The organism is Deltaproteobacteria bacterium (genome assembly GCA_016874775.1).
Lineage (GTDB): Bacteria > Desulfobacterota > Binatia > Bin18 > Bin18 > VGTJ01.
The window spans coordinates 1-12,217 of the sequence record VGTJ01000174.1; the positions used below are offsets into that span (position 1 = coordinate 1).

Consider the following 12,217-nt stretch of genomic DNA (forward strand, 5'->3'; position numbering starts at 1 on the left):
ATTGACCAAAGTATTCCCTAAACCTTAATAGATTAGACGGATATTGAGGATTTTGATTGCTTGAGCTTGGGATACTCTTTTCAAGAACTCTCCTTAGCGTTCGTCATGATGGGTGCAATCGCTGTCCATGCTGTGTTGTATCGCGTGATTCGTCAACGCACGACACCGTTGTTTGCGACAGCCTTTTCTATCCCAACTCGCAGTGACCTTGATCCACAACTCATTGGTGGAGCCACTTTGTTTGGTATCGGCTGGGGTCTCGGTGGCTTTTGTCCTGGACCCGCGGTCACATCACTCGCCTCGGGAAATCTATCGGTCTTTATTTTCGTAGGAGCGATGCTTATCGGCATGGTACTCCATAGGTTCGTCGACAAAACCTGGCTGCATCCCTCATCAACTTCACCGCAACGTACCTCACGAGTAGTTTCTTCAACCACTCCAGCCTTCGAGGGTTCACAAGATGCATAACAATCACTAAATATCGAGAACTGTTCCTCTCTCTTCAACTCACGACTTCTGCGAAAGGAGGAGTTATGCTGTTTCGCGAACTCAACCGTGGCAAATGTAAGACGTATTTGCTTGCATGTGAGCGGACAAAGAAAGCGGCTCTCGTCGATCCATTGAAAGAGAAGGTCGAACGTTACCTTGCTTCGCTTGCCTACTTCGGCTGTGAGCTGGAAGCGATCATCGATACCCACACTCATGCTGATCATCGCACTGCCAGTTGGGAGTTGTATGATATTACTGGCGCGCCGGTCATGATGCATCGCCGGGCGCCTGCTCCCCATGTTGATGTCCACCTCGACGATGGCCAACTGGTGCCGATCGGGGATGAACGAATTCGTGTTCTGTATACCCCAGGGCATACACCAGACAGTGTCAGTCTCCACATCGCCAACCGAGTGCTGACAGGCGATACCTTGTTAGTTCGTGGTACGGGACGCACAGACTTCCCAGGTGGGGACGCTGGGGATCAGTACGATGGGATTGTCCACAAGTTATTTACCCTTCCTGACGAAACCTTGGTCTTTCCGGCCCATGACTATCGTGGTCATACACATTCCACTATTGGTGAAGAAAAACGCGCGAACCCACGTGTTGTCGGACGTACCAAGCAACAATACATCGAGCTCATGAACAACCTCGGTCTTGCGCTGCCAGACAAAATACAAGAAGTATTACAGCCCAATCAAACAGCCATCGAAGATGATTCTGTCCATTTTCCGCCCCTCACCGAACTGACCCAAGTACGGCAGCTCCTGCCTCAAGAGGTCCAAACGCGGCTTGCGAGCTCAACCCCACCGTTCATTCTTGACGTTCGTGAGCAAGAAGAGTTCAAAGGAGACTTGGGGCATATCACAAAGAGTCGTCTCATTCCGCTCAAGGAGTTACCGGCGCGTGTGGGCGAACTCGAAGCCTATAAAGAGAAAGACATTATCGTCATTTGCCGTGCTGGAGTGCGTAGCACAACGGCAGCCGCGATCTTAACTGGCCTCGGATTTGAACATGTCTCGAATATGAAAGGTGGTATGGTCGAGTGGAACGATCAGAAGCTTCCGGTGGAACGGTAAGACAATGAAGAATTAAAAATGGAAAGTGTAGCATGACAAAATAAAAGGGATGCATGATTCCTTCAGTCTTGCCATTTTGCGTTCTCCATTTTTCATTCTCCTCTAGCCTGAAGCCTTTCTCAGTCCACTTTTGACTTTCCTCCGCGGGTGATACCACATACCCTCATGTTCGCACGTTATCTTCCGTTCCGTGATCTGCACTCTTATCGATTTGCGTATGTTCAGCGCGATCTGGTGGCGAGTGCCTCGGTCACGTTTCTCGATATCCCACAAGGCGTTGCCTATGCGATCATCGCTGGTCTGCCTCCAGCAATGGGGCTGTACGCCGCGGCTATTCCCGCCATCATCGGAGCGCTCTTCCGTAGTTCACGACATGTTGTCACTGGCCCGACCAATGCACTCAGCTTGCTCGTCGGTAGTGCCGTCGCAGCACAAGCCGCCCACTACGGTGCGACACCAATGGTGGTAGGTGTCACCTTGGCATTCGTCGTCGGCATCATCCAACTCTTTGCTGGCCTTCTCCATCTCGATGCCGTCGCCGATTATATATCACAGCCAGTTTTGCGAGGATATATTACCGGCGCGGCGACACTCGTTGGTGCCGGGCAACTTGCGAATGCCGTTGGCACTAACGCCAAGAGTGGCAATCTGTGGGAAACGCTGGCTAATTGGTTTGTCACGCTGCCCAACACACAACCATTGGCTGTCGCATTTGCGTTAGGCACGCTCACGACCGTGCTCCTCCTCCGTCGCGTCAATCGACGCGTTCCGGGCGCACCGGTGGCAATGATTGTCAGTATTCTCTTGACGATCGTGCTCGACCTTCACACGTACGGGTTACGGCTGGTGCGTGATCTCGCTCCCATCCCTGCGGGACTTCCTCCGTTCACCATACCGGATTTGACGTTGCTCACAGGTCTGCTTCCGGCAGCAGTGGCCTGTGCTGTGCTCTCTCTGGTCGAATCGAGTTCAGTGGCACGCGGCTTGGCTGCACGAAGCGGTCAACGCCTCGACCTTGCCGTCGAGTTTACCGGACAAGGCCTGGCGAATGTCGCCGCGGGATTTTGCGGCGGGTATCCCGTAAGCGGAAGCATGGGACGATCTGCCTTGAACCAACAGTCCGGTGCAGAAAGCCGTCTGTCGGGAGTCTTTTGCGGCTTGCTGATGCTGTCGGTTTTGCTCTTCCTCGGACCACTGGTTTCCTACACACCAGTCGCCAGTCTGGCTGGCTTGTTGTTTCTTCTCGCCAACGATCTCATTGACCGTGAACGAATTCGTACCATTCTCCAGAGCACTCGGGGTGATCGCCTTGCGTTTCTCGCCACCGTGCTCGGCGCCTGGAGTCTGCCGCTCGACAAAGCGATTTACTTCGGGGTTGGTATCAGCATTTTTCTCTTTCTCCGTCGCGCACGCCTCCTTTCTATGCGTGAGATGGTTCTCGGCGAGGATCAACGGTTTCGTGAAATTTCCTTACGATCCCAGGAAGACCAACAGTCGTGCAGCTCAATTCGTATTTTGAACCTGTGGGGACCCTTGTTTTTTGCCGTCGCCGGAGAGCTCGATAACGCCTTGGACCCATTTGTGAACGATCCAACCCTGCGCGTGTTGATTCTCCGCGTCAGAGAGGTGCAGGACTTTGATGTCACCACCGCCACCGTCATTGAAGCAGCCGCAAAAAAGATGGCCTCACAAGGACGGACCTTACTCGTCCTTGGCGTTCACCCCCCTATCTCGACATTGTTTGAAAAGACTGGCATCGGCGACCGTATCGGTACCGACAACATATTTCCAATGCAAACCGGGCTATTCACTGCGATGGAGTTCGCGCTACAACGCGCGCTATCACTGATAGGCAAACATGGCTGTGAGGATCACTGCCCGTTTGCCAAATATGTCGAAGAACAAGAGGAGCTGCGCAGAACCGCTGATGTCTCCGCCAGGGCTATTTGGATCCCTGACTTGTGAGAAACCGCTCGATACGCGCAACGCCTTCGTGGAGATTCTCCATCGAGGTGGTGTAGGTAATGCGCATATAACGTTCAGAGGCGTTCTTGCCAAAATCGCGACCAGGCGTGACTGCGACTCCAGCTTTCATCAACAGATCTTCGGCCAAAGCAAACGTATCATTCGTGAAACGTGAACAATCGGCGTAAATATAAAAGGCTCCAACAGGAGTGACGGGAACCTCTAGTCCAATCTTCCTCAAAGCAGGAAGGAGAAAATCTCGGCGGCGTTGAAACTCTGCGCGTCGCGCTTCGGTAATCGCTAGCGTTTCCGGGCGAAACGCCGCAAGCGCTGCATGCTGGGCAAGATTCGGTGGGCAAATGAACAGATTCTGCGCGAGTTTCTCGATCTCTCGCACATAAGACTTCGGCACGACCAACCAACCAATACGCCAGCCAGTCATCTGGAAGTACTTAGAGAAACTATTGAGGACGAAAATCTCGTCAGAGATAGCGAGCGCTGTCGAAGCATCGAAGCCATAGGTGAGGCCGTGGTAAATTTCATCGACAATGAGACGACCACCTCGCGCATGGACAACACCAGCGATGGTACGCATCTCGGTATCAGCGATCATCGTTCCGGTCGGATTCGATGGAGACGCCAACATCGCCGCCACTGTCTTCGCTGACCAGTGTTGTTGCACCATTGCGGCGGTGAGCTGATAGGCATCTTGTGGCCCCGTCGCGATCAATTTGGCTTGCCCTTCTAACGTGCGCACGAAATGGCGATTACAGGGGTAGCTTGGGTCACCCATCAGAACTTCGTTACCAGGAGAGAGTAAGACACCGAGTACTAAAAGAAGGGCTCCACTCCCACCAGCAGCGACAACGATTCGTTCAGCAGGAACGTTAATGTGATAACGTGATGCGTACCAACCAGAGATGGCTTCGCGCAGCGCAGAAGTTCCAAGTGCCGGGGTGTAGTGAATGTTCCCGTGTTGCAATGCAGCCATTCCTGCATCGATAATCGGTTGCGGCGTGGCGAAATCCGGCTCACCCACTTCCATGTGAATAATCGAACGGCCTTGCGCTTCCAATTCACGCGCTTTGGTAAATAATTCGACCGCTTCAAACGCGGCAACATCGTTCATGCGGGCAGCAAGATGAGGAGTCACCTTCATGAGTATTTCCTATTGTTCTTGTCTTGTAGGGTGCGCTGCACCCGCGCATCCTTTCGCCACTCGACCCTCGTATTCGTGCGCAGAGCGCACGCTACGGAATCCCCCCGTCATGAGGCAAAAGTTTCTAACAATTTCTTCCGATAATAATCCTGCTGCTCACGAGTTGTGCCAGTCGAAGGAACCGCCAAGATCGTCGTATCTAACAATCCGTTTCTCTCCTGCACCTTCGCTCGCACACGATCAATCGGACCGACTGCACAGAAAGCGTCGACCATCTCACGAGAAATCAAATCGACGGCTTTGAGACGGTCAGTATCTCGTTGTGTGGCTCGCACTTTGGCAACGATCTCAGCAAAACCATGCGCAGCAAAAATGTCATCATAAATCAGCGCCCAGATGCTAAAGAGCATCGCACCAGCAGCAATGCGATAGGCAGTCGCAAGATCATTGTCTACCACGGTAAAACATTGCCCAAGGACTTCGACTGCAGAGCGTTGTCGCCCAGCTTTGCGTAAGCCCGTCTCCAGAGCGGGTAAGATATTTTCACTGACGTGCTTTGGTGAAAACATTGGATTGCCAATCAGTCCATCAGCCAATTCACCAGTCAACGCTGCCATCTTTGGTTTCACCGCAGCGATATAGAGTGGCACTTGTGGTCGCGGTCGCGGCGTCGAACGTGCGAAGAAATTCCGCGCATGAATCTGATAAAATTTTCCAGGAAAATCGATTTCACCTCCGGTGACCATCTTCTCCATAACAAGATGCAGCACCTGAAGATACTCGCGCATTTGCGCTACTGGTTTGCCACCATCGTGGCCAGCATACCAGTTGTTATTACGATGCTCATGCGCGGCACCAAGCCCTAAGATAAACCGACCGTGGCTGAGGAAATCGAGGTCCAGAGCAGCAAACGCAAGCATGACGGGGCTGTGCGTGAAGGCAAGCACGACTCCAGCACCAAGCTTGATACGGTTTACCGACGAAGCGACACCGGCGAGGGGAATCAAGGCAGAGGTCGTCAGTTCACCTTGCCAGAGTGAATCAAATCCAGCCGCTTCGATCTGCTGCGCCCAATCGATCATCGTTTCCGGTGAGTTGCCGGGAAGGAACATGGCGTATTTCATAATAATCAATGAAAAATGAAGAAGGAAAAATGAAAAAAGGAAAAACTGAAAGCCTGAAAAATCTTGGTATCTTTTCAATTCTGCGCTTTTAATTCCTAATTCTTCATTACTCTTCAGCCTTGTGTCATCTTCCACTCCTCAATCTTCTTCAACGCCTCAGCAGGAGAGATTCCTGCACGGGCAATCAACCAACAGGTAATGGGAGCAGCTATACGTTCCGAAGAATGGGCAGCTTCACCAGCGAGCGCGAGTAAATCACGTACTTCATCCCCTGTGGGAGGTTCAACACCAAGAAGCCCAGAAACCCCAGTGAACCATTCTTTTGCGGTCATACCGTCCTCCATCCGTGCCGTTGCGCCACTCATCATAAGAAGATATGCACGCAGGGTCCATGAGGGCAGCGTGAGAGTGAGGCACGAGTACGATCTATGCCAGCCAATGCCAACGACGCATCTGACAACCAACCGACAGACAGTTCCCCCACATCGCCATTCAAGTCTCCCGGCTTCCAACGCTACTGGATTGGCCGACTGTGCGCGATTTTTGCCACCCAGATGCAGTCAGTCGCGGTTGGCTGGCAGGTGTATGAGATGACCCAGCAACCACTCGACCTGGGGCTCGTGGGTCTCGCTCAATTTCTCCCGGCTCTTGGTCTCGTCTTTGTTACAGGACATGTCACCGATCGTTATGATCGTCGTTATGTTCTTGCCGCCTGTATTGCAGTTGAAGCGATATGCGCGTTGGTCTTCTTCGGGTTGACCGTCGCAGGACATATGAGCCGTAGTTGGATTTTTGCCGCGCTGGTATTGTTCGGTACAGCGCGTGCCTTTGAGTTCCCAGCGGCGTTTGCGTTGATGCCGAACCTCGTTCCCGCTCACCAATTCACCAGAGCTGCAGCCTGGAACTCTTCAATGTGGCAGGTTGGCACGATTGGGGGTCCAGCGCTCGGCGGATTCCTGTACGCTTTCGGACCAAGCGCTGTCTATGGCATCTGTGTTGGACTCTTGCTAATCGGTGCGCTGTTGGTGAGTATGATTCCGTTCGCACGTACAGTCTCGACCGAACGCAAGGTCGTCACATGGGCGTCAGTCACAGCCGGGCTGCATTTCATTCGTCAACAACCGATCGTGCTTGGCGCAATTTCTCTCGATCTGTTCGCTGTGTTGTTAGGTGGAGCCATCGCCCTGCTCCCGATTTATGCCAAGGACATTCTCCTCGTCGGACCGTGGGGGCTTGGACTCTTACGCAGTGCTCCGGCCATTGGCGCGTTGGTCATGGCTTTGTATTTCACCCAACGACCAATCAGGAAACGAGCTGGGGTTACATTATTGGCTGCGGTTGGAGTCTTTGGTGTAGCAACTATTGGGTTCGCGCTCTCTCACACTTTGTGGTTCTCAATGGCCATGCTCGCGTTGTGCGGTGCAGCCGATATGGTCAGCGTGGTCATTCGTCGCGTGATTATCCAACTTGCAACGCCAGATGAAATGCGCGGTCGGGTTGGGGCAGTCGAGTCGGTGTTTATCGGCGCGTCAAACGAGCTCGGAGAATTCGAGTCCGGCGTCACGGCAGCGTGGTTCGGCACGGTTCCCGCCGCTGTGCTTGGCGGAGTGGGAACTATCGCCGTCGTGCTTCTCTGGTCGTGGCGGTTCCCGCAATTGCGGAAAGTTGATGCGCTGGAAGAGGTAGGGTAGCGCAATTGTCTCTCACCCATCGCTTCTTGCTATTTTTTCCTTCTTTTCACCCAAAATATTCAATCAATAAAAGATCTTAGATAAAGTTTCATATTTACCGTTGATTAAAAACTGCAAGTGAGAAAGGAAAAAGCGAAATCGAAGCAGATAAGAAAAGTCCGTGAGCGGACAAGAGCGAGTTCTCGACGGCGGACGGCAAAGCAGTTGACGTAACTACGATTGTCTTGCCAGTTCCCTCTCTCATGAGGTGAGAGGGAACTGGAAGTGACGATGCTGAAAGACTAGAACTGCAACCCAAGTGACGGCAGCGGATCACGATCAACAACCGGTAACCGGTTAGCACCAGCAAAGGCGCGGACCATACCAGGCTCTTGCTCATACGGATCAGGCAAGCCGAGTTCTTTACCGTATTCGCGTAAGGCTGGCGCGACTTCTTCTGCCAACAGACGAACACAGCTCATGCGATCTTGGTTGCCGACCGGACCTTGGACGTTAAAGAAGATGAAAATGCCAGGCCGCAAAATACGCAGCAGCGTCTTTGCCAGCTCGATCACCGTCTTTGGTGAGCCCGCAATAATCTGAAAATTCTTTTGCGCTTTCACATAGCCTGAAGCTAACTTGCGCCGCACTTCGTCATAATCAACGACTTCAGGTTGCTCATCTGACCGTGCCTGACGCAATTTCTCGGGGCTGACCCCAAGCCAACTGCCACCGGGATGCTGCGAGAGAATCTTGATTGCTCCCTTCGAGTTGTACCCTGGCGGTAACGTGTGCTCAGGTCGTGAGAAGGCATTCTGACCACCGCCGTAGACAAATCCTTTGCCGAGTTCTTGGGCTTTCTCATCGGTCTCGGCCACAAAGGTCGGAATCAGATAGCCAAAGTTTTCTGGTCCAGCCTGATAGCCGAGCTTGGCAGCAGTGTCGGCATACAGGTCCCACAGGTCACATGTCGGACCCAGTGCCGTACCAAGACCAATATATGGATAGCGATGTTCCGCGCACCAGCGCACGGTCTCTGGACTCAACACCCCAGGAATCCAAATCTGCGGATGGGGCTTTTGATACGGCAACGCCCACGGGTTCACATGACGATAGTGGAAATGTTTCCCTTCATAGCGCCAGGGTCCGGGTTTGGTCCACGCTTGAATAATGAAGTCATGCGCTTCATTGAACATCTCACGATTGTAAGCAGGATTGGCATTGTTAAAGAACTGCTCACTGCCAGCGCCACGCACCCAACCGGTGACAAGGCGACCACGAGAGATCAGATCGATCTCCGCGAGTTCTTCTGCCATGCGCAATGGATGTTTAATCACTGGCAGTGGGTTGCCGATGAGCACGATCTTCGCACGTTTTGTGAGTCGCGCGAGGATTGAGGCTTCGACGTTCATCACGCCACCCATGCAATATGGGTTGCCGTGGTGCTCGTTCAAAGCAAGCGCATCAAAACCTTTCTCTTCAGCGTAGCAATACTCATCAATATAATAGTTGTAATCGTCAGCGGCCTTTTCTCGATCAAAAAGCTGGTTGGATGCAGCGAAGAAAGCGTGATTCTTGAACACTTCGTCTTCTGGTATCCAACGATACGGCCGCTCGGTGAAATAGCCGATTTTCATGGGGAGATGCTCCTGTGGTCAGAAAATGAGAGGTGCAATGCCATACCGCTCGTGGTGCGTGTTACGTGATACGTGAAGAAGGAACGAATTTCCTCATTCGCGGCTCATGTATGACGCAACACGCAATACGCAACACGCAAGGTAATGCGTGATACGTGTTGCGTGATTGAGGAACAGAGGTTGCTCCTTTACGACGCGAGAAATCCTCTCACTGCTTTGACAAACTCAGCGGAGTTCTCGATCTCCGAGCGGTGCCCGACGTCGGCTATCTCAACAACCTTCGCTTGCGGCAGTGCTCGCTGATATGCAGCGATACAGCCTTTGGGAACAATGCGATCTTTGGTGCCCCACACAAGCAGTGTCGGAAGGCTCTTTGCACCTGCCAGTAAATACGGCAGGCTCGGATTGTGCATGTACGGTTCCCAGCCAATACGAGCAGATTCGGCCCGTGCATCCTCAAACGCCTCGAACTGCTCAGGGCTCATCTCACCACCATAGATCTTGCCAAATTCAGGCGTTGCTTGGTCAGCGACGGTCATACGCATTAAGGTACGAATGGTCAGTGGGAAGATATCGGCAATTTCTCCTTCACTGGGCTTCAGCCCCATCGGAGCAACTAACACCAGGTGCGAGAACATTTTAGGATCGGCTGCAGCCATTTCTGCGGCAATAAAACCACCAGCAGAAAACCCAATGACATCAAGCGGCGCCATGTTCAATTCGCGTATGACGTTGGCGTAAAAACCACCAAGGTCGCGGTAGTTACGAATCCACTCAAGTCGCGGAGTTTTGCCAAAACCAGGCTGCAAAGGAATAATGAGCTCACGATCCTTTGCTAGTTCCTCGTTCCAGGTCATCCAGCCTGGGTAACCAAGCTCGTCATGGAACATCAATAAAGGTTTGCCCTTGCCGCCTCGAACGACCGTCAGGTCTGCCCCGGCGACTTTCATTGTGCTTTCTGTCCAATTTGCCAATGGTCTTTCCTCCTTCTTCGAATGTGGGCGTGAAAGCCGTCGCCATTCGATAGCACACCTTTGCCATGCTCGGAAAGGCATGGGAACAGAAAAGGAGGAGAACGCAAGAAGGAGTCAAAGATGGGAATGACCGAGAGAGAAGAAGCGGTAGGAGAAGAAACCTCCCTGACAATTCAGAGAGTCTCGCGAGGAAGCCGTGCACCATTACACAGCCCAGAGGAGGGTGTGCGTGCCCGGCAGCTCTGCTGCCATATCCTGCTCGCGCAAGACGTAGGCCAGTGGCTTTGCGTCCCACCTTTTCAGGTGGTTTGCCCTTGACGGGATTCTTCTACCTACCGCTGCTGGTCCATGTAATAAGAACGGACAATCAGCAAAAAGCTTTAATACATTACGCTCCCCTGTTCTCGTCGTGGGATTTTTCATAGTATTTGCGCATTACGAGTCGCGTAGCACGCAACACGAAACACGTCTCACGCCTGGAGGAACAACCTATGGCAACGTATTCTGGTGGCTGTCTCTGTAAGGGAGTCCGTTACGAACTTTCCGCTGAACCGGTGATGACCGTTAGTTGCTACTGTCGTGATTGCCAGCAAGTGACCGGCAGTCCGTTTACGACCGTCTCGGCATTGCCGTGCACTGCTTTTCGCTTGCTCTCCGGTGAGCTGGGATCATTCACGGTAACATCTGGCAGCGGACGCAAAGTCACACGCGAATTCTGCAAGGTGTGCGGCTCGCCATTGTTTACCAAAGCAGAAATGGTTCCAGATTTGATGTTCGTAAAGACTGTCAGCCTCGATGATTCAAGTGCAATGAAACCGATTGTGAGTTGTTGGACATCGAGAGCGCAACCGTGGGCACCAATTGCCGCGGATACCCAACAGTTTCCAGAGAATCCGCAGATGTAGGCGCTGCTATGAATCAAATCGCTCTCCTCATTGGACTCATCATCGTCTTAATCGTCGTCTTTAGAATCCTCGCTGGGCTTGCCTCTTTCGTCTTCAGAATTGGCATCCTGCTTGTACTCGTCATCGCGGGCTATGTGTGGTGGCAGTATGGACGACATTAGAGAAAGAATGGGAGAACCGGCGACCACCCCACCAATTCTTGGTCTCCTATTCTCCTGGTTATCCTCACCGCGGTGCCAGTGCTTCCACTGCTCGTTCATCAGGCACCATGCCACCTGAAGATCTCAGCGGCATAATGCAGACGTGTGAAGCTCCAGCTGTGTAGTAGGCATCGATCCGTTCGCGAATTTTCGTTTCATTCCCCCAAACTACAATGGTGTCGACGAGCCGATCACTGCCACCGTTGACGAAATCAGCATCCGAGAAACCCACTTCACGCAAACGTTTCACGTAGTGATCAATACTCAAATAGATCTGAATGTATTGGCGGATCGCCGCGCGGGCTTTGCTGGCATCTGTTTCGAGCATCACTCCGAGTTCGGCACACAGCCACGGTTGCGAGCCCAAGGCGGCGCGCGTGCGTGAGATTTGCTCAACCGTGGTGCAATAGGTATGGGTTCCTTGGGTTTGGGTCGCTGCAAGTTGCAACATCTTTGGCATCACTCCAGCGATGACTACGGGAGGTTCATGCTTCGGCTGTGGAGCAACGTATGGCGCGTCTTTCATTTTCGCCAGATACTGACGCATGAAGCTGACCGGTTTGTCATCATACGGAATGCCTCGTGCCGCATTGCCACGTTGGTTGCTCACGCCAAGGCCAAGAATAAAGCGATCACCATACAACTCACCCAAAGTGCGAGCAGCATTGGCGATCGCAAATGGTTCATACGCATACACAACAGCAATACCAGTCGCGACAATCATTCGCTCATTTTGGCCCAGCAAGTACGATGCGAAGGAGAAAGGCTCGCGCCCACGCGTTTCAGCAAACCACAAGGCACTGTAGCCAAGCTGTTCAGCTTTACGAGCAAACTGCCCGGTTTGGGCTCCAGTGAATCCGTCGAGAAAACAAAAGAGGCCGGGTTTGCTGAGATCCATACTTTTCTCCTTAGAGAGTGTTTTGAAAAAGGGATTGGTAAGCTTGAGGGATGAATACACTGCCGCGAGTTTATCCAACGGACCTGACCATGACCGAATGGACACAATTGAAGA

The 12,217-nt window shown here is 52.6% G+C and carries 11 protein-coding genes and 1 riboswitch; of the genes, 5 read left to right on the plus strand and 6 right to left on the minus strand.

The features are described from left to right. The first annotated feature begins 42 nt into the window (after positions 1–42). The 3 genes from FJ147_23075 (at position 43) to FJ147_23085 (ending at position 3,536) form a co-directional block, all read left to right on the plus strand. Positions 43–468 carry a hypothetical protein gene (locus FJ147_23075; GenBank protein ID MBM4258771.1) on the plus strand — a complete coding sequence of 142 codons (426 nt, stop codon included), beginning with the start codon at positions 43–45 and terminating at the stop codon, positions 466–468. Between the two features lie 65 nt (positions 469–533). Continuing rightward, entirely contained in the window at positions 534–1,571 is a 1,038-nt protein-coding gene (locus FJ147_23080; GenBank protein ID MBM4258772.1) for an MBL fold metallo-hydrolase, read from the plus strand. A 165-nt stretch (positions 1,572–1,736) separates the two neighbouring features. After that, positions 1,737–3,536: a SulP family inorganic anion transporter gene (locus tag FJ147_23085; protein MBM4258773.1), complete on the plus strand. Its 1,800-nt coding sequence runs from the start codon at positions 1,737–1,739 to the stop codon at positions 3,534–3,536. Here FJ147_23085 and FJ147_23090 read toward each other — a convergent pair. The 3 genes from FJ147_23090 to FJ147_23100 form a co-directional block, all read right to left on the minus strand. Beyond that, positions 3,514–4,695 (minus strand): pyridoxal phosphate-dependent aminotransferase, encoded by a 1,182-nt coding sequence (locus FJ147_23090; protein ID MBM4258774.1) that lies wholly within the window; start codon positions 4,693–4,695, stop codon positions 3,514–3,516. The two genes, FJ147_23085 and FJ147_23090, sit on opposite strands and share 23 nt — an antisense overlap. Positions 4,696–4,802: 107 nt before the next feature. After that, complete coding sequence (locus FJ147_23095; protein MBM4258775.1) at positions 4,803–5,819, minus strand: LLM class flavin-dependent oxidoreductase; 1,017 nt, start codon at positions 5,817–5,819, stop codon at positions 4,803–4,805. Between the two features lie 113 nt (positions 5,820–5,932). Further along, positions 5,933–6,151, minus strand: coding sequence for a hypothetical protein (locus tag FJ147_23100; protein ID MBM4258776.1), 219 nt, complete (start codon positions 6,149–6,151; stop codon positions 5,933–5,935). Between the two features lie 96 nt (positions 6,152–6,247). On the opposite strand from FJ147_23100, the gene FJ147_23105 reads away from it, so the two are divergent. Next, entirely contained in the window at positions 6,248–7,510 is a 1,263-nt protein-coding gene (locus tag FJ147_23105) for an MFS transporter (GenBank protein ID MBM4258777.1), read from the plus strand. A gap of 281 nt (positions 7,511–7,791) precedes the next feature. Here the strand turns inward: FJ147_23105 and FJ147_23110 are convergent, their stop codons facing one another. Beyond that, positions 7,792–9,126 carry an LLM class flavin-dependent oxidoreductase gene (locus FJ147_23110; GenBank protein MBM4258778.1) on the minus strand — a complete coding sequence of 445 codons (1,335 nt, stop codon included), beginning with the start codon at positions 9,124–9,126 and terminating at the stop codon, positions 7,792–7,794. Between the two features lie 188 nt (positions 9,127–9,314). Further along, positions 9,315–10,181, minus strand: coding sequence for an alpha/beta hydrolase (locus tag FJ147_23115; protein MBM4258779.1), 867 nt, complete (start codon positions 10,179–10,181; stop codon positions 9,315–9,317). Positions 10,182–10,332: 151 nt separating this feature from the next. Next, a riboswitch (cyclic di-GMP riboswitch) is annotated at positions 10,333–10,423 on the minus strand. Between the two features lie 168 nt (positions 10,424–10,591). Here FJ147_23115 and FJ147_23120 point away from each other — a divergent pair. Next, on the plus strand, positions 10,592–11,005 hold the full coding sequence (locus FJ147_23120) for a GFA family protein (protein ID MBM4258780.1): 414 nt from the start codon (positions 10,592–10,594) through the stop codon (positions 11,003–11,005). A gap of 225 nt (positions 11,006–11,230) precedes the next feature. Here FJ147_23120 and FJ147_23125 read toward each other — a convergent pair whose 3' ends face one another. After that, entirely contained in the window at positions 11,231–12,103 is an 873-nt protein-coding gene (locus FJ147_23125) for a TIGR03620 family F420-dependent LLM class oxidoreductase (protein ID MBM4258781.1), read from the minus strand. Positions 12,104–12,217 lie beyond the last annotated feature (114 nt).